The organism is Exiguobacterium sp. s6 (assembly GCF_018618155.1).
GTDB classification, from domain to species: domain Bacteria; phylum Bacillota; class Bacilli; order Exiguobacteriales; family Exiguobacteriaceae; genus Exiguobacterium; species Exiguobacterium mexicanum_A.
Genome location: NZ_JACSLN010000001.1, coordinates 1,490,350 through 1,512,559 on the forward strand (window position 1 = coordinate 1,490,350; position 22,210 = coordinate 1,512,559).

The window sequence follows — 22,210 nt, forward strand, 5'->3', positions numbered from 1 at the left end:
TTATGTCATGTTTTGCTATTGAGATGTGAAGTCGAAATTGTGATCAATGCTTGTGATAAAAACGCAAAAACAGTCGAGCCACTGACGTGGACTCGACTGCTCGTTGTCGTGAGCTACCTTATACTTCTTTGGCAGGTTTCACAATTTTCAATTCGACTTCTTCCGTTGCTTCCGATTCTTGGGCTTCACGCAAGCCTTTCGCGTTTAACCACGTATAGATCGCACCCATGAACAACGCGCCACCGATGATATTCCCGAACGTGGCTGGGATCAAGTTGTGGATCGCGCCGGCAAAGCTGATCGCCTCAGGATGCGGGACGACGAGCGTGAGGGCGAACAAGACGAAGTTGGCGATGACGTGATCAAATCCTGAGGCGAAGAAAACGGCGACGAGGAAGATCATCGAGAAGATTTGGGCGAACTCGTTTTTCATTTGCTTCGGCAAGAAGATGGCAAGACAGACCATCCAGTTGCAGAAGATCGCGCGGAAGAAAATTTCGACCGTCGTGTGGTGCATCTTGCTCTCGACGACCGAGAACAGCCAGTTGTTCATCCCAAGTTCTTGGATGACACCGGTCGGGGCGAGCAGCAAGGCGAACAAAACGCCACCGAGCGCATTCCCGACAAAGCAGAGCAACCAGACGAGCATCGTGTCGCTGAGCGTCGTGTACCCCCGCATCGTCGAGGTTGTGAAGTACATCGTATTCCCGGTGAACAGTTCGGCTCCGCCATAGATGATCATGACGAGGGCGATCCCGAATGAGAATCCTCCGATGAGCGTTGTGAACGGAGAATCGATCAAATACATTCCGTTGACGACTTTCAGTGTGAAAATTGAAGCGAATCCGATAAAGATCCCCGCGAGCATTGCTCGTAAAAAGTACTCCATTGGCCGATAATGAATCATTTGCGAAGATGCCTGTGCTTTCTTCCGCAACGATTCGAGTGCATGGATTTCCATTGATGCCATGTCACAAACCCTTCTTTCTGTTTGAATGAAACCATTATAATAAGAACGAACATGTGAAATCATTAACAATATAAGCCCGAAACGAATAAATTGCAATCGCCCCTTCCACATGTTGACACATTTTTCACATCGTAATCGTTTACATTTGTCGGATTTGTGACTAGAAAAAAACGACCCTTCGCAAAGGGCCGTTCGAAATGATTATTCTTTGTTTTCAGAAGCCTCTTCCGACTCTTCCGTTGAAGTTTCTGACGCCTCTTCAGTCGCTTCAACTTCGCCTTCTGTCGCTGTATCAGCTTCAAGGTCTTCGACCGCCACCGGTTCATTCACCGATGCGATTTGAAGATCACCCTCAGATACGATTTCGTAATCTTTGTTCTCTGGAATATCAGCGACAGTGAGCGAGTCACCGATGCCGAGTTCAGAAACATCAAGCTCGATACGCTCCGGAATGTTGGCTGGTGTTGCCGAGACCGTTACTTTATAGAGCGTCTGTGCCAAGTAGCCGCCTTCTTTGACGCCTTTCGCGTCGCCGACGAGTGTGACGTCCGCTTCGACTTCTGTCGCTTCGTCCATCTTCACTGCCATAAATTCGACGTGCTTGTATTCGTTCGTGAATGGGTCGACTTCTGTCCCGTGAACGAGTGTGTTCACTTTCTTACCATCGATATTGAGTTCGATCAAAGCGTTGTCGCCGTGTTCACGAAGAATCTTACGAAGTGCCATCTCTTCGAATGCGACCGGTGTGCTTTCAACTTTGTAGCCGTAAACGACACCTAACACTTTTCCTTCTTTACGCAAGTTAGCGCGGACCGAACGTGGTCGTAATTCTCGTTTCGTTACTTTAAGCGTGTCTGCCATAATCTTTTCCCCCTACTGGTTTATCGATCATGTCTACATCTTGAGGGTGAGGCAGTGAAAAAGCCACCTCTCAACCTCGATGCGTTGAGTGACATGTGTATATTGTTCCCATAGCCACCTATCCATAAACGTAACAGGAGGTTAAAAAAAGATTACAGGCGTGTCACATAACGCGTTTAAATAGCTTCTCGAGCTCGTACGTGCTCCACTTCACTAAAATCGGACGTCCGTGCGGACACGTGTACGGAGACGTCGTCTGATTCAAATCGTGAAGCAATTGCCGCATCATCTCGTGGTTCAACGGATGGTTCGCTTTAATCGACCGTTTGCACGCCATCAAAATCGACGCATCTTCCCGATATTTAGCGATGTCAATGGAGCGATCCCGAATCGCCATCTCTATCAAATCACGGACCGTTCCTTCTAAATCATGTTGCGGGTACCACGTCGGAATCTCTCTAACGAGGAACGTATTGCCGCCGAACGGCTCCAATTCGAGACCTGCTTCTTTTAAAAGCGAAGTGACTTCTTCAATCGCGAGCGCCTCTTCTTGCGTGAACTCGAGCGTGAGCGGAAGCAGCAACAACTGGTATTCCTTGTCAGGATTCCCGAGTTGCTCGTAAAACAACTCATATTTGATTCGTTCCTGGGCCGCGTGTTGGTCGATGACGTACATCCCGTCCTCGGCACCACAGACGATATAACTCGCATGCAATTGACCGATGACGTCGAGCGGCGGCAACCGCTCTCCTTTCGTCTCGATTGTTTCCGATTCGACCGTCGACGCTATCGGCTCAGGCGCTTCATTGACGAGCGGGGTCGGCGACCAACGACTCGGTGACGTGACAGGCTCACGTGGAATTGGATAGTTCCACGTCGGCGCTTCTTCCGTGACCGGCGCCCGTTCAACCGTGAAATCAAGTCGCTCTTGTTCGGTCCGAATGACCGGTCGCTCTTTCGGTTTGACCGACGGGATTAAACGCTGTTCCCGGAGTGTCAGTTGGACCGTCTCGCGAATCAACTGACAGAGCTCTTTCTCTTTTGAAAGCCGAACTTCTCGTTTCGTCGGGTGAACGTTGACATCGATCAGCATCGGGTCCATGTTCACTTCGAGGACAGCGATCGGATAACGACCAATCGGTAGCAGCGTGTGGTAGCCTTCGAGCACACTTTGGGTCAACGCAAAGTTCTTGATGCTCCGACCGTTCAAGATGAGCGTCACGTACTGCTTGTTCGAACGCGTCACTTCCGGACGGACGAGATGGGCGCTCAAACTATAGTCGTTCGTCTTACTCGACGCCGTGACAATTTGGGCCGCGACTTGACGCCCGTAAATGGCGAGCATGACTTGTTTGATGTCTCCGTTCCCGCTCGTCCTGAGCAGCTCCTTGTCTTCATGGAACGCCGTGAGGCGCACTTCCGGGTGGGACAAGGCGATCCGGTTCAACGTGTCGGTGATGCTCGCCAGTTCCGTCGCGGACGTTTTCAAATACTTCAATCGGGCTGGTGTATTATAGAACAATTGACTGACGGCTATCTCCGTCCCGACGTTCGCCGCGGCCGGTGTTTGCGCCGTGACAACGCCGCCTTGAAGCGTCATCTCGAACCCGTCTTCCTCGGCCCGGCGTGACTTCAGCGTCACATGGCTGACCGAAGCAATCGAGGCGAGCGCCTCCCCACGAAAGCCGAGCGTGCGAATCCGGAACAAGTCGTGCTCGTCCCGAATCTTACTCGTCGCATGACGTAAAAAGGCGCGCGGGGCGTCCTCTTCATAAAACCCGTGCCCGTTATCGCGGACTTTAATGAGACGGATGCCCGCTTCCTCCAAATCGACTTCGATTTTGGTGGCGCCGGCGTCAATCGCGTTCTCGACGAGCTCTTTCACGACCGAGGCCGGCCGCTCGACGACTTCGCCAGCCGCGATTCGGTTGGCCAGTTGTTCCGGTAACTCCTGTATGATTCCCATCGACTCACCCCTTCTTCGCGGATTGTTGGAGCGCATAGAGCGCTTGCATCGCCTCGATCGGGTTCATCGCCAACAAATCGAGTTCGAGCAATTGTCGTTTAATCTCGTCTTCCGCCTCAAAGAGCGATAGTTGGGCCACGGGTTCTGCCGTTCCCGGATGTTCAACAGCTGCCAGTTCCGGTTTCGAGTCCGTCTCAAGTTGAGACAAGATGGTCCGCGCCCGTTCAATCAAATCACGGGGCAATTCAGCGAGCTCAGCGACATGAATCCCGTACGACTTATCGGCCCGCCCCGGATGTACTTCATGTAGAAACACGACACGCCCGTCTCGCTCGATGGCGCGGACGTGCACGTTCTCAAGAGCAGGGATCGTGTCTTCGAGCACGGTCAGCTCGTGATAGTGGGTCGAGAACAACGTCTTCGCTCCAATTGTCGAAGCGATGTATTCGACGATAGCCTGGGCGAGCGCCATGCCGTCATACGTCGATGTCCCCCGACCGATCTCATCGAGCAGGATGAGGCTGTGTTCGGTCGCCTCTGTCACCGCTTGGCGTGTCTCCGTCATCTCGACCATGAACGTCGACTGGCCGCTCACCAAGTCATCGGCCGCACCGATGCGGGTAAAGATGCGATCAAACAATGGAATCTCAGCCGCTTCAGCCGGCACGAACGACCCGATTTGATGCAAGATGGCGATCAAGGCGAATTGACGCATATACGTCGATTTACCGGACATGTTCGGTCCGGTGATTAAGAGCATGCGCCGCGTGTCGTCGAGCGTCAAATCGTTGGCGACGTATTCACCGCGTGGTAGCACCGTCTCGATGACCGGATGGCGGCCACGATCGATTTGGACGTTCGTCGACGTCGTCGGCCGAACATAGTCACGTTTTTCGGCGACGATGGCGAGCGCGAGCAAGACGTCGAGCTCACTGAGCGAGCGCGCCAGTTGTTGGAGCGGTTTCGTCTCTTGCTTGACTTGGTCACGCAAGGCGACGAATAAATCATACTCGAGCGTGCAACTCTTCTCTTCAGCCCCGAGAATGAGCGCTTCTTTCTCTTTTAACTCGGGTGTGACGTAACGCTCGGCGTTCGTCAGCGTCTGTTTCCGTTCGTAACGTTCCTCTTCGAGCAGGCGGGCGTTCGCTTTCGTCACTTCCAAATAATAGCCGAAGACACGATTATAGCCGATTTTCAGCGACTTGATGCCGGTCGCGAGCCGCTCTTGTTGCTCGAGATTGGCAATCCATGTCTTTCCGTCCGCTTTCGCCTCGAGCAGTTCGTCGAGTTCGGCCGAATAGCCGGCACGAATCATCCCACCCTCTTTAATCGAGATCGGTGGCGCCTCGACGAGCGCTGCTTGGAGCATGCTGGCCAAGTCGTCGAATGTGTCGAGCGTATCATCGATTTGACGAAGCCGTGAGGCCGTGACGCCTTCGAGCAAGGCCCGCACCGCCGGGATGCGCTCGAGTGTGTTCCGGAGTTGGACGAGGTCACGGGCGTTGGCCGTCCCGTAACCGACTTTGGCGACGAGCCGTTCGATATCGTAGACGTGACGTAGCTGTTCACGCAACTGGTCACGAAGCATGAAGTCATCGACCAAGTTCTCGACCGCATCTTGTCGGTCCCGAATCGCCTGCTCGGTATAGAGCGGCTGTTCGAGCCAACGTTTCAGCAACCGTCCCCCCATCGCCGTCGTCGTCTCATCAAGCAAGGCGAGAAGCGACCCTTTCCGTTCACCGGACCGGGCCGACCGGAACAATTCCAAGTTCCGGGCCGTGTTGGCATCGAGTTGCATATGGGCCTCGACTTCATAGGCGACGGCCGGTTGGAGATGATCGAGGGCGCGTTTTTGCGTGCGCGTCAAATAAGCGAACAGCAATTCAAACGCGCTCACTTGCGCCTCGTCTTTCGCTCCGCTCGACAACGGGCTCGCTAGCCGCTCTGTCTGCACCGACAACGGAATGCCGAGTGATGAGAGATGGTCTGCCAACTCGGCGTCATCAACGATGATTTCACTCGGGACCAACCCTTCGACTTCACGTAGGACGGCCTCACGCGACGGTAAGGTCGTCAACCAAGATTCACCTGTCGTCACATCGCCGCGGGCAATCCCGAAACGGCCTGCTACGTTCACGACCGATAGTAAATACCGGTTCTCTTTCTCACCGAGTGCAGCCATGTATGTACCTGGCGTGATGACTTGGATGACTTCACGTTTGACGAGCCCTTTCGTCGCTTTCGGATCTTCCATCTGTTCACAGATGGCCACGTTGAATCCTTTTTCGATCAGTTGTTCAATGTAGATAGCGGCCGAGTGATGTGGTACGCCACACATTGGAATCGGGTGCTCAGCGTTCTTCCCGTTTTTCGCGGTCAATGTCAACTCAAGTTCTTTGGCGACGATTTGGGCATCTTCAAAGAACAGCTCGTAAAAGTCACCGAGCCGGTAGAAGAGAAAGGCGTCTGGATAATCGGCCTTGATTGAAAAGTATTGTTTCATCATCGGGGTTTGATGTATCGTTTCCATTCGTGTTCACCTCTAGAAATTAGAACAGCTGACCAAAGGCCAGCTGTCTGTTTGTTAGTATCCGCAGCCGCCGCGTGATTTCTCCGCTGCCATACCGCTTCCTGTTTTACCGGCGAGAACGTCACCGTCCGTCGACTCGATAATGCGATCTGTCACCGAGTTGGCGAGTGTGACCGTCACGTATTGAAGCAAATCGTTCACTTCGACTTGCGTCTCCTGAAACGCCTGGACAACCGGGATCGAATCGAGTTCGTCCATCGCCTTGTCGATTTTCAGCTCAACTTTGGCGAGCGCTTCCGTCTTCCCGTAGTGCTTGCAGTTGACGGCTTCTTTTTGTAAGTATTTGATACGTTTAATCAACGTTTGAACGCGTTCACTTTCGTTCACTTTCGTTTCCGCTTCTTTGAAGCGGGCCACTTCCGGCGTGCTCGCCAATAAGTCGGCTAATTCTCTCGCTTTTTGAATCACAGTTTGATCAGTCACCATCGTAAACCCCTTTGCTCTCTATGATTGAACGCACGCCTTGACGCACGCAAGTATTCCTCATCATTCTACCACGAACTTATGGCAAACGGTACCGCATCGATTCACTTCGAGACGGTCGCCGTCCGAACCATATCGACGTGAGGAATCCCGTCCTCTAAGTACTCCTCGCTCGTTCGTGTGAACCCGAAGCTCGCATAGAACGGCTCCACGTATGTCTGTGCTTGCAAGTACAAATCGCGATCCCCAAAGTCAGCCACGGCTTCTTGCATCAAACGCCGCGAATGGCCTTGTCCCCGATGCGTCGATTTCGTGACGACACGGCCGATGGCGACCGGCGACTCCTCCTCGAGGACACGTAGCGCCGCGACCGGGCGACCATCAGCCTCAATCCAGTAATGGACCGCCGCCACGTCTTTCCCATCGACTTCTTGATATGGGCAATCTTGTTCCACGACGAAGATTTCGGTCCGGAGCGCCAATAACTCATAGAGTTCTCTCGTCGTCAATTCGTCAAACCGTTTTTTATGCATCTCCACTTGTCTCCCCTCATAACTTCGAACCGAGCGCTCGGGCGACATGAAGCCCGCTCGTCATCGCCCCGATTGTGCCTGCCCCCGGAAATACTGTATCCCCGCAGACATACAGGTTCGGCAAGGTTGTCCGGTAGCTCGCCGCATGGAACAAAGCTTGTTGCGGTGTTTGGGCATAACCACCGACCGCGCCGTGCGGACGTTTCGTATATTTCACCCACGCCCCTGGTCCCCCGGGCAACATGACAGACGATTCGCCGTTCCAGTCCGGGAACGCTCGACTCACAACCGAGACGAGGCGCTCGGTCCAATCTGTCTCTAGTTTCTCATACGTCGCCTTGTCTTTCCAAGCCTGCCACTCTGTCAAATCGATATGGGTCGAGACGGTGACGGTCCGTTCCGGTCGCTCGGTCCGGAGCGAATCATCTGCGGCTGACATCGAGATGAAGGCGTGTCCTGACGGTAAGTCATCGCTATACACTTGTTGGAACAGCGGACGGTTCATGCATATCGCTTCGGGTAACGTGACGTACAGACTGAACGTTCCCCATTGCGAGCGCTTTAAGTGACGCCCGTACTGCTTGCTGAATTGACGTGACGTATCTCCGCTCAGCAGTTGAGCGGTCGCCTCGAGCGGGATGGCGGAGACGACGACATCGACGAGGTCGAGCCGGCCCCGCCGATCGGTCAAGAGCCAACCGTCCGCCACGCGCTCGAGTTTGACGATTTGTCGTCCGAGAAGGGTTTGTCCGCCGTCTTTTTGAATCGAGCGCTCCAAGGCGTGAGCGAGCGTGTACAAGCCGCCATCGACGTAAAATGCCCCTTCGTGGTAAATCGATAACGCGACGGCCGCGAGCAAGTGACTCGCCTCGCGAGCTCCGGTCTGAAGACTATCGAGCAAAATCCCGTCGATGACCCGTTCGAACGACGTCCCGTTCAATCGATGCCGTTTTAACGTTGTACCGAGCGGCCGGTATAACTTCCGAAACGCACGTAGTTGCGTCGGTCGAAAACCACGTATCGCAACCGATGCGTCATGAATCGTTCGAAACGGCAACGCCGGTAGCATCTCAAACAAAGGACGAATCGTCTCAAAATCGGTCCATACTTCATTCAAGAAGGCACGAATCCGCGGAGCGAGCTCGGGAAACGTCGATTCAAGTTCAAGTAAAAAACGAGTCGGGTCTTGATAATAGCGGACCGTTTTCCCGTCCACATGAATCTGCATCACCTCGGTTAACGGGCGAACGTCAATCGTTTCACCTAAGTAGGACAAGACTCGCTCATGCAGGCCGCCTGGTTCAAATCCCATCCCGAGCGTCGCCCCGGCTGGGAACCGGTAGTCACCGCGCTCGAACTTACCGGCGCAACCACCCCACTCCCGCGATGATTCAAACACCGTCACGTCATGACCAATCCGACTTGCCAACGCCCCGGTCGTCAACCCGGCAATCCCACCGCCGATAATCCCGATTCGCATATTGAATCCCCTCCTGCCTTCATCATACATGGCTTCCTGAAATCCGAGACATTTCAACGTGTTCCTTAGACATATTTCACCGGTCAGGCAGGGTTCTGCCGGTAGATGGCGAAAAAATCGATAAAGGACAGGTGAAACTATATGCGAAGTCGGGTCATCATTTATCTGCTCATCCCTATCTTAATTTTTATCGGCATTCTCATCACCCCGCCATCGGAAGAATCACAAAAATTGGCCACGATGACGGCTGTGAATATTCAAGAGATGATTCCGTATGAACGGGAATACACGACACAGAAAATCTTACTCGAAGAAGTAAAAGATGGCCGCGAGGCGATCGTCGAGGAATGGCGGCTCGAACGCGGCGCCCGGACGACATATAGTTACATCCTCCGGCTCCAAGGGTTCGAGACGGTGATTCAAGTCGATGCCGGGGCGGCCAATACGCGCTCGGACGGCTATTATGCCATGCAAGCGCACAGCCCCGTCTTTGAAGCTGACGAACCGCTGTCAATCGGTTATCCAATTGTGCTCTTCGCCAGCGAGCAACGGCTCGTATTGAACCAGATGGAGGTACGCGTCCTATACGAAGAGGACGGTGTCATTGAAAAATGGCGCATCCTAGAATCAGAAGAATCATGACATTCAAAATACGAGAGGTATTTTCCTATGCAAAAAATAATTCTCATCGGCTCTGGTGGTTCGGGCAAATCGACGCTCGCCCGCGTGTTGGGAAGCCTACTCGGCATCGACGTCCATCACTTAGACGCCTTACTATGGAAACCGAATTGGACACCCGCCACACGGCACGAACAAATTACCATGCAGTCAGCATTGATTGAACGCGAGTCGTGGATCATCGACGGCAACTACGGGGGCACGCTCGACTTGCGCCTTCACGCTGCCGACACGATTATTTTTCTCGACTTGCCGAGGTCTATTTGTTCGTACCGCGTCTTGAAGCGCATGCTGTCCTATCGCGGCAAGACACGTCCGGACATGGGTCCTGGTTGTGAGGAACGGTTCGACCCGAAGTTCTTGAAGTGGGTGTGGGACTATCCGAAGTCGCAGCGACCAGCGATTTTACAGCGTTTACACGAACTTGAATCCAAAAAAGACATCATTATCCTGCGTTCACGGGCCGAGGTCCGTCGTTTCGTAGCGAATCAACTGAAGGCGAATAAATGAATCCAATTCTCGCAGAAATCGGGACCGTCTTTATTCCCGTCCGAGACGTTGCGACGTCCCGGGACTGGTATTGTCAGCTATTCGATATCTCGGCAGATGGAGACATCCTGTTCGGTCATCTGTATGTCGTCCCGTTAGACGGACCGAATATCGTACTAGATAGTAAAATTTGGTCCGAAGCGAACGTCATCCAGACGCCGCTGTTCCATTTGAACACGCCGGATATCCATCAAGCATATGCGCATATGGTGCAACGACAAATTGACATTGTAACCCCGATTGAACACGATCATTGGTTCAATTTCAAAGACCCGGACGGAAACGTTCTCATGATGTGCCAATGCTGACGGGACCAGCAGAAGATACAAGCATTCAGACTCAACGTGTCAATCACATCAATTTGAAAGGAGTCCATGATGCCTTCTAAAATTAACCCGCTCGAAGCGGCGCATCACTTTATCTCTACACATTTCCCCTACTGTCGGGCCGCACTGCTCGCTGGGAGCGTCGTCCGTGGTGAGGCGACCGCAACGTCGGATTTAGACATCATCATCTTCGACGACACCCTCGGCTCGTCTTATCGAGAATCGTTCATCGAGTCCGGATGGCCCATCGAACTATTCGCCCATAACTTGACGTCGTATCGGACGTTCTTCGAGCAAGATTGCCAGCGTGCCATTCCGTCGTTACCGAGAATGGTCACCGAAGGCATCGTCTTGAAGGACACAGACATCGTCGAAGACATCAAACGTGAAGCGAGAGCGTTGCTCGACATCGGGCCGGAGGCTTGGTCGGACGAGACGATTGAGTTGAAACGATACTTTCTGACCGATGCACTCGAGGATTTGATTGGATGCACCACTCGGGCAGAAGGGTTATTCATCGCGGGCACTCTCGCCACGTTGGTCTGCGAGTTCATCCTGCGCACGAATCGACAATGGACGGGATCTTCCAAATGGACGTACCGCGCTCTCGACCGCTACGATGCGCAAGCAGCCCGAGAACTCGTCACTGCCCTTGAGGCGTATTATCAAACGAACGAACCCGACGCGCTCATCCGTTACGTCGATGAGACGCTCTCCCCGTTCGGCGGCCGGGTGTTCGCCGGATACAGCCGGGGGAAATCAAACGAAACGTGAGGAGTCTCTATGTTCTTTCTACAAATGTCCGGTTTCCCCGGATCAGGTAAGTCGACGCTGTCTCGGGAAATCGCCCGACGACTGGATGCGGTTATCGTCGATCACGATGTCACGAAGACGGCACTGCTCGAATCAACCGCACAATATTCGCTCGACCCGGAGCTGGCCGGAAGAGTCGCCTATGATCTCGATTGGGCGCTCGTCGAGTTCCATCTGTCTTTAGGACGGAATGTTATTCTAGATAGCCCCTGTCTGTATGACGTAATGATTGACCGCGGCCTGTCGATGACGACAAATAACGGGGCCACGTATCGTTACATCGAATGTCTCATCGATGACATCGATGAAATCAATCGCCGTTTACGGGAACGCGAGCGGAAGCTCAGTCAAATCAGCAGCGTCTCGCCAGAAGATTTCCAACAGACCGTCGCAGCCAGTAAAAAACCGCCGTTTATGCATACGCTTACAATCGATACGAATCGCCCCCTCGAGACGTATTTACCCGAAGCCATCGCCTATCTGCAAGCGATTGATTGACCACCTGATGCATCCTGTGACTTTTTCCCGGATGCATTTTTTTAATCATTTTTTGTATTTTTATGCTTTACAATTAATAATCATACATATACACTTAGTCTCATATCTTGAAGGAGGAATTCATACATGAAAAAGTGGGTCATTACAGGGGGATTAGTGGCAAGTGCATTACTAGCAGGATGTAGCCAAGAGACGACGGGCGAAGAGAAAAAAACACTCGTCATGGGGACGAGCGCCGATTACTTCCCGTATGAGTTTGTCGATACGGCGAACGGGGACGAGATTGTCGGATTTGATATCGAGATTGCCGAAACCGTCACGGAACGCCTCGGCTACGAACTCAAAATTGAAGACATGGACTTCGGTAGCCTGCTCGGGGCACTAAACGCCGGACGTGTCGACTTCGTTATGGCCGGTATGACGCCGACCGAAGAGCGGAAAGAAAATGCCGCCTTCTCGGATATCTACTTGTCGGCGACGAACTTAGTCATGACGAAAGATGAGTCACTCGAGTCGATTGAGGCGCTTGCCGGCAAGAAAATCGGCGTCCAAACGGCATCGATTCAAGAAAACATCGCCAAAGACCAAGCTCCGGAGGCTGAGCTCGTCTCATTGAACAAGATTCCAGAAATCGTTCAAGAGTTGAATACGGGTCGGATCGACGCGATGGTCATCGAGGATACGGTCGCCCAAAAATACTTGGATCAAGACGCAGGGCTCTACACGTTCGCCTTGAAAGAAGATGGCGAGAAAGGTTCTGCAGCCGCCTTTAAATTGGAGGATGACCTTCGCGATCAGTTCAACGAGGAGTTGAACAAGATGATCGACTCAGGTGAAATCGACAAACTCGCCAAAAAATGGTTCTCGATGGAGCCGACGGAATGAGACCAGTCTCGCTACCGATTTATCCAGTCACCTATCCAGAAGGGTACCGTTTGAATCAAAATGAGAGCCAGTTCCCGGTGCCGTCCCGGCTGTATGACCAACTTGCGACAATCTCGTTCCAAGACTTGCATGAGTATCCGGTCCAACCGATTGACGAGTTGTTCACCCGTTATGCTGCCTACGCCGGTGTCGAGCCGAATCAATTGCTCGTCGGTTGCGGCAGTGACGAGATGATTCACGTCGTCACCCAGGCGCTGTTGGCACCGGAAGACGTCGTCTTGTCACCGAGCCCGGATTTCGCACTCTATCCGATCTTCACGACAATCGCTCACGGTCGTCACGTGCAAGCCGATGACCTGTCGTATGACGCACTCGTCCAGGCGATCACGCAACACACACCGAAGCTGTTGCTGTTGTCGAACCCGAACAATCCGACCGGTAAATTGTGGAGCGTCGCTGAATTGGCCGAACTCGCGGGACTCGTGCCGTACTTGATCGTCGACGAAGCCTATATCGACTTCACACCGACGTCGAGCATGGTGGCCCATCTTGATTCATTTGCGAATGTGATTGTACTGCGGACGTTATCGAAGGCGTTTGGCCTGGCCAACGTCCGCCTCGGTTTCATGGTCACGACGACCGAACTCGCCGCTTATTTCCGTCAGTTCGTCCCGCCGTTCAACATTAGCGGTGTCAGCGCGAAAATCGCCAACATCTTTTTACAAGATGCGACGTATCTCGATGAGGCCATCACATGGCACGCCGACATGCGCGGACAGTGGACCGACTTGTTCGCCACCATCGGACACGTCCATCCCGCCGAGGCGAACTTCATTTACGTCACGCTCGATGAGCCGGAGGCCGTTTGGGCCCACCTCGTCGCGCATGGCGTTCACACATCGAAACAACCGAACGGGATTCGCATCACGCTCGGCAATGAATCTGCTCTCGAAGCAACACGTCAGGCACTAGTCACCTTCGCGTCACAACCGACAGCATAATCAAACGACCCGACATCACGTCGGGTCGTTTCGTCATGGTATGAACTTAAGCACTTTTGCTGGATTCCCCCCGACGACGGCACGGGCTGGCACGTCTTTCGTCACAACGGCGCCAGAGGCGATGACGGCATCGTCCCCGACTGTCACCCCTGGGTTTAGAATGGCACCGCCGCCGATCCATACCCGATGTCCGACCGTGACCGGTTTCCCGTATTCAAGACCCGAGATTCGTTCGATCGGGTCGAGCGGATGCGTCGCTGTATACACGTGCACACCCGGACCGAGCATGCAATCGTCACCGAATGTGATCGGACAGATGTCGAGGAATACGCAATCAAAGTTAGCGAAGAACCGTTCTCCGAGATGAATGTTATAACCGTAGTCGCATTTGAACGTCGGCTCCAAATAAAACGAACTTCCGGTCGAGCCGAACAGCTCCGCTAACACTGCTTTTCGGTCGTCGAGTTCATCAATCCCGGATCGATTAAATCGTTCCGTCAAACGCCGGGCCTGACGCCGGTCGGCGACGAGTTCCTCGTCTCCGGCCAAGTAAAGCTCGCCCCGAATCATCTTTTCTTTTTCAGTCATCTGCATCTCCCCCTATTCTGTCATCATTATAGAGGAATTTCTAGCGAAATGGGGAATAGGAACATGACGAACTAGAGGAGGAATAGACAGATGAAACGAATTCTTGACTGTAGAGCCAGTGATTTCTTGACGTTCAACCGCTCGGATTTGATTGGATCGATTCGCAAAGCCGAAGGCCGGACCGTACTCGCCGAAGTCATCCCGACCGTACAACCACTCTATCCGGAAGTGACGAACGCCGAACTCGCGCGGGCGTTCGGTGCCGACATGATTCTTTTGAACATGCTCGACGTGTTCCACCCGTACATAAAAGGTCTCGAAAGCCACGCCTTGTTCGGAAACATGCCGGGCGAGACGATGTCTGACAATCCCATCATGGAATTGAAGCGGCTCGTCGGTTTGCCGATTGGGGTCAACCTCGAGCCGGTCGACTTTTCCGAGAAATCGGAGGACATGTATGATGTGAAACAAGGACGGCTCGCGACACGGGAAGCGTTCGCCAGAGCGTCAGAGCTCGGGATCGACTTCATCTGCCTGACCGGAAACCCGAACACCGGGGTGACGAACGAGGCGATTGAGCAAGCCATCATCAACGCCCGCCAAGAGTTCGCGGGCGTCATCATCGCCGGGAAAATGCATCAAGCCGGCGTCGGCCGTGTACTCGATCAAGAGGCGTACGTCCGGTTTGCTGAAGCCGGGGCCGACATCATCTTGATTCCAGCGCCCGGCACCGTTCCTGGCGTCCGCGAAGATGAATTCTATGAAGTCACGCGCGAGATTCAGGCGTTGGATAAACTTGTCGTCGCCGCCATCGGCACTTCACAGGAAGGATCCGATGAAGCGACGATTCGTGACATCGCCTTGTCCTCGAAGCGCGGTGGGACGGACATCTTCCATATCGGCGATGCTGGGCTGTCCGGAATCGCCACACCGGAGAATATTCAGGCGTTATCGATTGCGATTCGGGGACGGCGCCATACGTACATCCGTATGGCCGCCTCGGTCAACCGCTAATCAAAAGGAACGAAGCCGATAATGGCTTCGTTCCTTTTTGTGTTACCAGTCGGTGACGTCTCGGCGTGGTTTCGCCGGAGTCGTCGTCCCGTGCCGTTTGGCGAGGAGCGCCTCAACGTCTTGTAATGACACGCCTTTGGCGGCGAGCAAGACGAGCAGGTGGTACAAGAGATCGGCCGACTCTTCGACCAAATCTTCATCGTTCAATGCCGCGATGACGACCTCGAACGACTCTTCCCCAAACTTCTTGGCAATCTTGTCAACACCTTGGTCGAATAGATAAGACGTATACGACCCTTCTTTCGGTGACGCCTGTCGTTCTTGAATCAACTTCTCTAATTCGTGAATCATCCTTCCACCTCCGTGAAAAAGCAGCTTCGATTTCCCGTATGGCACGTCGGCCCATTGGCACGGACACGGACCAACAACGCGTCTTGATCACAATCGACGTGGATGCTTTCGAGCTCGAGCGTATTTCCGCTCGACTCCCCTTTCATCCAGAGTCTCCCTTTCGAACGTGACCAGAACGTGACCGTGTTCGTCTCGAGCGTCTTCTGAATCGCCTCATCGTTCATGTAACCTAGCATGAGAACGGCCTCGTCTTTGGTCGACACGATGATGGCCGGGATCAATCCATTGTCGTCGTAACGAACCGCATCGGCAAGTTGTGCTCGCTGCATACGTGTTTCACCTCTTCCACTGTCGTTTTTCGGTCGTGTAAAATCGAGGCGAGCAACGCCGCATCGACCTTCTCGAGCGCGTCGACGACGTGATTCGCGTTCCCGGCGCCCCCTGAGGCGATAATCGGGATATCGACGGCCTCGCGGAGCAAATCAAGGATTCGTAAATCGTAGCCGCTCTGCTTTCCGTCTTGATTCATCGATGTGACGAGCAGTTCGCCCGCCCCAAGTGCGGCCACTTGTTTTGCCCAATCGACGGCCCGTAACTCGGTCCGATGTTTACCGCCATACGTATAGACGAAGTAATCGTCATCTTCAAACTTGACGTCGATGGCGATGACGATACATTGTGACCCGAACCGCTCGGCCGCTCGTTTAATCAAATCGGGTGATTCGACGGCGAGCGTGTTGAGCGACACTTTATCGGCCCCAGCTTTTAAGAGCGAGGAAATATCCTCAAGCGACCGGATGCCGCCACCGACCGTGAGCGGAATGAACACTTTCCGGGCGACAGCACTGACGACGTCAAGCATCGTCTGGCGGCGTTCCGTACTCGCGGTGATATCGAGAAACACGAGCTCATCCGCACCGGAGGCGTCATAATACTTGGCAATCTCGACCGGGTCGCCGATGTCACGTAACGCGACAAACTCGATCCCTTTGACGACACGACCGTCTTTCACATCAAGACACGGAATGATGCGACGTTTAAGCATGGCGCGCCTCCCACTCGATCAAGTCATCAAGACTGACTTGTCCGGAGAGTAGTGCCTTCCCGACGACCGCCTCGTCGATGCCGGCCGCTTGAAGCGCCTCGACGTCAGCCTCGGTCGTCACGCCACCCGAGGCAATGATCGTGACCGAAACAGCCTCACGGAGCGCCTTCATCCGCTCAAGGTTCGGTCCGTTCAATTTCCCGTCCGAACCGATATCCGTATAGAGAATCGTCTTGACCCCACGGTCGACGAGTTCTTTCGCGGCATCGATATCTTTTAAGTCGGTCGCTTCTTGCCATCCGTTGACGGCGACGATGCCATCATAGGCGTCGAGGGCGACGGCGACACGATCACCGTACTTCGCGAGCGCCCGGTCCAAGAAATCCGGGTCTGTAAACGCCTTTGTCCCAAGCAAGACACGGTCGGCGCCGGTCGCCATGACCGCATCGAGCGCTTCCTCGGAACGGATGCCTCCGCCGGTCTGGACGAAGAAGCCGGACGATTTGGCGAATCGGACGACATCAAGATGTCTCGGTTCGCCGGCTTTCGCCCCTTCGAGATCAATCAAGTGAAGCATCGGAACGCGCCCTTGCCATTCCTTCAATTTTTCGTATGGGTCGCCATACTGTTCTTCTGTATTGAAATCGCCTTCCGTCAAGCGGACGATTTTTCCGTCAATCAAATCAATGGCCGGTAGTAATCTCACGTTCGACCGCCTCCTTCCATTCTGTCAATAAACGTAATCCGAACGCGCCGCTCTTCTCGGGATGAAACTGCATCCCCGTGACGAGCCCTTTTTGCACGATGGCTGGCACGGTTTCACCCATATAATCGGCAGACGCGACGACGTGGACTGGATCAGTCACGACGTGATACGAGTGGACGAAATAGACGTCCTCGTCGCGCAAAATCGAGTTCCAGCCGACGTGTGGCAGACGTTTCGCCCGCATCCGCTCGACGCGCCCTTCAATCAAACCGAGTCCCTCCGTCGGCACGCCTTCCATACTCGATTCAAACAAGAGTTGCATGCCGAGACAGATGCCGAGGAACGGCTTTTCATTCGCCGATCGTTTCAACAGCGGAATCAGCCCCGTCTCGCTCAGCGATTGCATCGCCTGCGGGAACGCTCCGACCCCAGGCAGCAAGATGGCATCAGCTGCCTCGATTTCCACTGGATCGTTCGTGATGATGACGTAACAGCCGATAGCTTGGAGTGCCCGTTCGACGTTGAACACGTTACCCATTCCATAATCGATGACCGCGATTTTCATCCTTCGATCAGTCCTTTCGTCGACGGCAATCGATTCGACCCGTCTTGCCCGATCGCCTCGGCGAGGGAGCGACCGAACGCCTTGAACAACCCTTCAATCATATGGTGCGAGTTCGACCCGTAGAGGACCTCTAGGTGCAGTGTCAACCGGGCGTTCATCGCCACGGCCCGGAAAAACTCTTCGGCGAGCTCGGTGTCAAAGTCTCCGAGTTTCGGATTTTTAATATCGGCCCGGTAGACGAGGAACGGACGGCCCGACACGTCGACGACGGCACGCGCGAGCGTCTCGTCCATCGGCAAATAACTCGTGCCGTAGCGGCGAATGCCGATTTTGTCGCCGAGCGCTTGATTGATCATCTGCCCAAGGGCGATTCCGACGTCTTCGACCGTATGGTGAGCGTCGACCCACGTATCCCCTTCGACATGGACCGTCAAATCGATTTGGCTGTGGAACGCGAACAGTGTCAGCATATGGTCAAAGAAGCCGACACCTGTCTTGATGTCACTTTGTCCTGTCCCATTCAAATCAAGCTTGAGCTCGATTTTCGTCTCTTTTGTCTCTCGTTTCGTCTCAGCTGTTCTCAAGTGAAGTCACCTCTTCTATCGTTTGTTGAAGCAAGCGGTACGCCTCGTCCGTGCCGGCACTGACACGAATCCCGTCTGCGAACGCGCGAACATGGACATCCTTTTCTAAGAAACGGGCGGCCCAAGCTTCGCTGTCCGGTGTTTTGACGTATAGGAAATTGGCACGGCTCGGTAAGACGTTTCCAATCGGTGCGAGCAACGTTTCAAGCTTTTGTCGTTGCGTTTGATGGAAGCTGATCGACTCCTCGATATATTCGGAGTCGTTCAACACGACCGTCGCCACGGCCGCACTCAGCCCGCTCACGTTGAATGGCGAACGGAACCGATCAATCTTCTCGATTAAGCGCTCGTCGGCAATCATGAAACCGATGCGCAGATTCGCGAGTCCGAACGCTTTCGATAACGTACGGAGAATGATGACGTTCGCGTGGTCCGCGAGTCGGTCTTTGAATGAATCTTCCATCGTGAAATCGATATATGCCTCGTCCACGACGAGATATGGAACACGTCTGGCGACCGTTTCGAGTTCATCGAGTGACCACATCTTTCCCGTCGGATTGTTCGGGTTCGACACGAGCACAAGTTTCGGCCGTTCCGCCTCGATCGTCTCGAGCAATGATTGAATCGACAATCCGTCCACATCCGGCTGCACAAAATTCCCGCGAGCGATATGCGTATAAATGCCGTACATCGAAAAATCGGGAATCGGGGCGGCGACGACGTCATCGGCGTCAAGGATTGCCTGACATAAAATGGCTAGCAGTTCGTCACTGCCGCTCCCGACCATGAGTTGTTGCGGATCCACACCAGCATATGTCGCATAACTTTGTTTCAGCGCTGCCAACTCATCGACCGGATAATGGCTCAAATCGAGCGGAAGCTCTCGGATTGCCGTCTTTAACCGCTCTGGGAACTCATATTGGCTCTCGTTTTGATTCAACGCATGTCCTTTGACCGCCTGCGGGACGTAGCGGGGAATCGTCTCATAGTTCTGTCTCATACGTCCTCCAATCGAACCGCCATCGCTCGGGCGTGGCCGTCAAGTTGTTCTTGTTGTGCGATGCGAATCGCGGCGCGTGTGACACGTTCATCGAGCTCCGTCATCTGAAGGAACGTCTGTCTCCGGTAAAAATCATCGACCGAGAGGCCGCTCGAGAAGCGGGCCGTCCCGCTCGTCGGCAAGACGTGGTTTGGTCCAGCGATGTAATCTCCAAACGCTTCCGCGGCTTCATGACCGAGGAAGAACGAACCACCGTGACGGATGGCTTGCATATAGGTTTCCGGGTCGGAGACGGCAAGTTGCACGTGCTCGGCTGCCATCTCGTTGGCGACTTCGATTGCACGTTCGCTCGACATGATGCGTACCCCGCCTCGTTTCAATGCCTCGACCGCAATGTCACGGCGTGGTAGCTCGGCCAGCTGGCGTGCCAATTCCTGTTCGATCCGTTCGGCCAACTCGTCTGACGTGACGAGAGCGAGTGCCGTCGCTTCGACGTCATGTTCGGCTTGGGCGAGCAAGTCGGCGGCGACCCATTTCGGATTGGCCGTCTCATCGGCGATGATGAGTACTTCAGAGGGCCCAGCGACCGAGTCGATGCCGACGATGTGAGAGACGAGCGACTTCGCGGTCGCGACATAGGCGTTACCAGGTCCGACAATCTTGTCGACCGGTTTGATCGTCTCGGTGCCAAACGCAAGCGCGGCCACGGCTTGTGCCCCGCCGACGAGATGACACTCATCTGCCCCTGCGATTTTTGCCGCAATCAATAGCGACAAGTCGATGCCATCTGGTTTTGGCGGCGTCACCATGACGATCCGTTTCACACCGGCCACTTTCGCCGGGATGATGTTCATCAAGACGCTCGAGGGATAGACGGCCGTCCCACCCGGTACGTACACGCCGACCGAGTCGAGCGGCATGAAGCGACGTCCGAGTCTGAACATGCCATCTTCATACGCGTCGTCTTGACGACGCTGACGCTCGTGGAACGTGCGAATGCGTTCGGCGGCGAGCGTCAACGCCTCGGTCAACTCCCCGTAAGCTTCAGGTGGCGTGAAGGCCGTCAAGTCGACTGTTTCGATTACGTCGACACCGTCAAATTTCTTTGTAAACTCTAGGAGCGCCTCATCTCCGTTCGACTCCACGGCCTCAAGAATTGGCTTAACCGCTTCCGCCCAGCTTTCACGCCGGCTCCGATTCGTTTCCGTGCTCATTTCGCTTCCTCCTTGCTTAAACGACGAATCCAGGCCTTCAATTCATCAGGATCGTTGGCGAGCGCCGTCTCACTCGTGATGAACTTGGCGTTCACCGTGAAAATCGTTTCGTATTCCTCGAGGTCGTTCGCACGAAGCGTCGCCCCCGTCTCGACGATATCGACGATGCAATCGGCGAGTCCTGTGAGCGGTGCGAGTTCGACCGAACCGTTCAACGCAATCACTTCGACGTTCTGTCGCTTCGAAGCGAAGTGAGAGATGGCGATATTCGGATACTTGCTCGCGACTTTCAATTTTTTCGTCCCGTTTTTCCGTTCTTTCGGTCCGCAAACCGCCATCCGGCAACGGCCGAACGGCAAATCGACGACTTCGAGGACGCCAGGCGTCTTCTCTCGCAAGATGTCGCCACCGACGACGCCGACATCAGCCGCGCCATGCATGACATATTTATAGACGTCATCCCCTTTGACGAAGATGAACTCATGCCCGTCGACTTCGACGGTCAGTTCCCGGCCGCGTTTTTCGGGCCAGACGGTTAATCCGACTTGTTCGAAATAGTCTCGGGCCGCTTTTTCAATGCGTCCTTTCGCGATGGCCACTTTCATAAAATCACCTCACCTAACTGTTCTAAATCGAGCGACAATCCGAACGCCCGTCGCGATTGGCCGAAATGTCCATATAGCGAATCATAGCGACCGCCCGAGAGGACGCGCCGTCCGTCGATGCTTCCTGTCACCGTCAATCCTGAATAATAATCAAAATCGCCGGTCTGCCCAAAGTCGTACGATACGTTCAAACCGATGGCGCGTAAATGTTCGACCGCCCGCTCGACTTCATTGATCGCAGCCGTCAACCCTGGCTCGGCAACTTCTCGTAGTTCAGCGAGTGCCGAATCACCGATTAAGAACGGTAGCTTCGCGATTAACGGGTATTGGTACGTATCCGCGAGGTCACGGAGTGATTCTAAGTTACGGAGCGCCAAATATTGACGGAGCGTCCGCTCTGGGATCCCAGCCTCTTCCGCCACGGCCGCGACCAAGGCAGCCGAGCCGACTTGAATCCGAAGCCCGTCTTGCGGCAACACCCGCTCGGTCATACTGAGGAACGAAGCGATCAGCTCCATATCGGGTGCATCACCATCAATCCATTCAAGCCCGAGCTGTTGACGCTCATGCGGCTGACCCGAATGTTTCGGGGTACGCCGATAGACGGCACCGGCATAGGCGACTCGCATCGGTTCATGACCATCGGCGAGCTTCCGAGCGATTTGCAACGTATAGTCCGGACGCATGACGAGCAACTCGCCGTCATTCCCGAACAGACGATAATAGGCCGACTCATCGAACAAGGCCAAGTCTTGATAGTGCGAATAATATTCCACGAGCGGCGGCTCAATGACACTGTAGCCATTTGACTCGGCTCGTTCTAAAAATGACAACATCCACTGCTTCGGACGCAGGACGTCTTCCCCTTGCAATTCGTGCCATCCTTCCGGGATGGATCCTTTTGTATTGAACCAGATCATCAATATCACCCTTTATCTTATTATCACTTTACCAAACTAAAGTAG

24 protein-coding genes and 1 pseudogene are annotated in these 22,210 nt (G+C 54.1%); 8 read left to right on the forward strand and 17 right to left on the reverse strand.

Annotated elements, in window-relative coordinates; translation table 11 throughout:
- Positions 1 to 118: 118 nt before the first annotated feature.
- The 7 genes from KNP75_RS07700 to KNP75_RS07730 form a co-directional block, all read right to left on the reverse strand.
- Positions 119 to 970 (reverse strand): formate/nitrite transporter family protein, encoded by an 852-nt coding sequence (locus KNP75_RS07700; protein ID WP_215190160.1) that lies wholly within the window; start codon positions 968 to 970, stop codon positions 119 to 121.
- Between the two features lie 201 nt (positions 971 to 1,171).
- The gene (locus KNP75_RS07705; RefSeq protein ID WP_034777406.1) at positions 1,172 to 1,831 is read right to left on the reverse strand and encodes a 50S ribosomal protein L25/general stress protein Ctc; all 660 of its coding nucleotides are present in this window, start codon (positions 1,829 to 1,831) and stop codon (positions 1,172 to 1,174) included.
- A gap of 163 nt (positions 1,832 to 1,994) precedes the next feature.
- Positions 1,995 to 3,797 (reverse strand): DNA mismatch repair endonuclease MutL, encoded by a 1,803-nt coding sequence (gene mutL, locus KNP75_RS07710; protein ID WP_215190161.1) that lies wholly within the window; start codon positions 3,795 to 3,797, stop codon positions 1,995 to 1,997.
- A 4-nt stretch (positions 3,798 to 3,801) separates the two neighbouring features.
- Entirely contained in the window at positions 3,802 to 6,327 is a 2,526-nt protein-coding gene (mutS, locus tag KNP75_RS07715; RefSeq protein ID WP_215190162.1) for a DNA mismatch repair protein MutS, read from the reverse strand.
- Positions 6,328 to 6,381: 54 nt separating this feature from the next.
- Entirely contained in the window at positions 6,382 to 6,813 is a 432-nt protein-coding gene (locus KNP75_RS07720) for a YlbF/YmcA family competence regulator (protein ID WP_021067281.1), read from the reverse strand.
- Between the two features lie 101 nt (positions 6,814 to 6,914).
- Positions 6,915 to 7,343, reverse strand: a complete 429-nt coding sequence (locus KNP75_RS07725; protein ID WP_113926548.1) for a GNAT family N-acetyltransferase — start codon at positions 7,341 to 7,343, stop codon at positions 6,915 to 6,917.
- A 16-nt stretch (positions 7,344 to 7,359) separates the two neighbouring features.
- Positions 7,360 to 8,823 (reverse strand): phytoene desaturase family protein, encoded by a 1,464-nt coding sequence (locus tag KNP75_RS07730; protein WP_215190163.1) that lies wholly within the window; start codon positions 8,821 to 8,823, stop codon positions 7,360 to 7,362.
- A 141-nt stretch (positions 8,824 to 8,964) separates the two neighbouring features.
- Between KNP75_RS07730 and KNP75_RS07735 the strand changes: the two genes are divergently transcribed.
- From KNP75_RS07735 to KNP75_RS07765, 7 genes are all read left to right on the forward strand, one after another.
- Positions 8,965 to 9,465 carry a hypothetical protein gene (locus KNP75_RS07735; RefSeq protein ID WP_215190164.1) on the forward strand — a complete coding sequence of 167 codons (501 nt, stop codon included), beginning with the start codon at positions 8,965 to 8,967 and terminating at the stop codon, positions 9,463 to 9,465.
- 27 nt (positions 9,466 to 9,492) lie between these two features.
- Positions 9,493 to 10,011, forward strand: coding sequence for a DNA topology modulation protein (locus KNP75_RS07740; RefSeq protein ID WP_215190165.1), 519 nt, complete (start codon positions 9,493 to 9,495; stop codon positions 10,009 to 10,011).
- Positions 10,008 to 10,358 (forward strand): VOC family protein, encoded by a 351-nt coding sequence (locus KNP75_RS07745; protein WP_215190166.1) that lies wholly within the window; start codon positions 10,008 to 10,010, stop codon positions 10,356 to 10,358. Before KNP75_RS07740 ends, KNP75_RS07745 begins: the two co-directional genes overlap by 4 nt.
- A 69-nt stretch (positions 10,359 to 10,427) precedes the next feature.
- Positions 10,428 to 11,150, forward strand: a complete 723-nt coding sequence (locus KNP75_RS07750) for a nucleotidyltransferase domain-containing protein (RefSeq protein ID WP_215190167.1) — start codon at positions 10,428 to 10,430, stop codon at positions 11,148 to 11,150.
- A 9-nt stretch (positions 11,151 to 11,159) separates the two neighbouring features.
- Positions 11,160 to 11,687, forward strand: coding sequence for a P-loop nucleotide/nucleoside kinase family protein (locus tag KNP75_RS07755; RefSeq protein WP_215190168.1), 528 nt, complete (start codon positions 11,160 to 11,162; stop codon positions 11,685 to 11,687).
- 126 nt (positions 11,688 to 11,813) lie between these two features.
- On the forward strand, positions 11,814 to 12,572 hold the full coding sequence (locus tag KNP75_RS07760; protein WP_034777396.1) for a transporter substrate-binding domain-containing protein: 759 nt from the start codon (positions 11,814 to 11,816) through the stop codon (positions 12,570 to 12,572).
- Positions 12,569 to 13,573 (forward strand): pyridoxal phosphate-dependent aminotransferase, encoded by a 1,005-nt coding sequence (locus tag KNP75_RS07765; protein ID WP_215190169.1) that lies wholly within the window; start codon positions 12,569 to 12,571, stop codon positions 13,571 to 13,573. The genes KNP75_RS07760 and KNP75_RS07765 overlap by 4 nt, the downstream gene beginning before the upstream one ends.
- A 33-nt stretch (positions 13,574 to 13,606) precedes the next feature.
- Here the strand turns inward: KNP75_RS07765 and KNP75_RS07770 are convergent, their stop codons facing one another.
- On the reverse strand, positions 13,607 to 14,161 hold the full coding sequence (locus KNP75_RS07770) for a maltose acetyltransferase domain-containing protein (protein WP_214752807.1): 555 nt from the start codon (positions 14,159 to 14,161) through the stop codon (positions 13,607 to 13,609).
- Positions 14,162 to 14,251: 90 nt separating this feature from the next.
- On the opposite strand from KNP75_RS07770, the gene KNP75_RS07775 reads away from it, so the two are divergent.
- The gene (locus KNP75_RS07775) at positions 14,252 to 15,175 is read left to right on the forward strand and encodes a DUF7916 family protein (protein ID WP_214710292.1); all 924 of its coding nucleotides are present in this window, start codon (positions 14,252 to 14,254) and stop codon (positions 15,173 to 15,175) included.
- A gap of 42 nt (positions 15,176 to 15,217) precedes the next feature.
- On the opposite strand, the pseudogene hisIE reads toward KNP75_RS07775, so the two are convergent.
- The 9 genes and pseudogenes from hisIE to KNP75_RS07825 all read right to left on the reverse strand — a co-directional run bounded on the left by hisIE (position 15,218) and on the right by KNP75_RS07825 (position 22,165).
- Positions 15,218 to 15,855 (reverse strand): annotated as a pseudogene (gene hisIE, locus KNP75_RS15905) (bifunctional phosphoribosyl-AMP cyclohydrolase/phosphoribosyl-ATP diphosphatase HisIE).
- Positions 15,804 to 16,571, reverse strand: coding sequence for an imidazole glycerol phosphate synthase subunit HisF (hisF, locus tag KNP75_RS07790; protein WP_215190171.1), 768 nt, complete (start codon positions 16,569 to 16,571; stop codon positions 15,804 to 15,806). The pseudogene hisIE and the gene hisF overlap by 52 nt, the downstream one beginning before the upstream one ends.
- The gene (gene hisA, locus KNP75_RS07795; protein ID WP_215190172.1) at positions 16,564 to 17,277 is read right to left on the reverse strand and encodes a 1-(5-phosphoribosyl)-5-[(5-phosphoribosylamino)methylideneamino]imidazole-4-carboxamide isomerase; all 714 of its coding nucleotides are present in this window, start codon (positions 17,275 to 17,277) and stop codon (positions 16,564 to 16,566) included. The genes hisF and hisA overlap by 8 nt, the downstream gene beginning before the upstream one ends.
- Positions 17,255 to 17,842 carry an imidazole glycerol phosphate synthase subunit HisH gene (gene hisH, locus KNP75_RS07800; RefSeq protein WP_214752803.1) on the reverse strand — a complete coding sequence of 196 codons (588 nt, stop codon included), beginning with the start codon at positions 17,840 to 17,842 and terminating at the stop codon, positions 17,255 to 17,257. Before hisH ends, hisA begins: the two co-directional genes overlap by 23 nt.
- Positions 17,839 to 18,426, reverse strand: a complete 588-nt coding sequence (gene hisB, locus KNP75_RS07805; protein WP_215190173.1) for an imidazoleglycerol-phosphate dehydratase HisB — start codon at positions 18,424 to 18,426, stop codon at positions 17,839 to 17,841. The genes hisH and hisB overlap by 4 nt, the downstream gene beginning before the upstream one ends.
- Entirely contained in the window at positions 18,413 to 19,426 is a 1,014-nt protein-coding gene (locus KNP75_RS07810) for a pyridoxal phosphate-dependent aminotransferase (RefSeq protein ID WP_215190174.1), read from the reverse strand. Before KNP75_RS07810 ends, hisB begins: the two co-directional genes overlap by 14 nt.
- Entirely contained in the window at positions 19,423 to 20,640 is a 1,218-nt protein-coding gene (gene hisD, locus KNP75_RS07815) for a histidinol dehydrogenase (protein WP_034777383.1), read from the reverse strand. Before hisD ends, KNP75_RS07810 begins: the two co-directional genes overlap by 4 nt.
- Positions 20,637 to 21,245 carry an ATP phosphoribosyltransferase gene (gene hisG / locus KNP75_RS07820; RefSeq protein ID WP_034777382.1) on the reverse strand — a complete coding sequence of 203 codons (609 nt, stop codon included), beginning with the start codon at positions 21,243 to 21,245 and terminating at the stop codon, positions 20,637 to 20,639. Before hisG ends, hisD begins: the two co-directional genes overlap by 4 nt.
- Positions 21,242 to 22,165, reverse strand: a complete 924-nt coding sequence (locus KNP75_RS07825; RefSeq protein ID WP_214710981.1) for an ATP phosphoribosyltransferase regulatory subunit — start codon at positions 22,163 to 22,165, stop codon at positions 21,242 to 21,244. Before KNP75_RS07825 ends, hisG begins: the two co-directional genes overlap by 4 nt.
- Positions 22,166 to 22,210: the final 45 nt, after the last annotated feature.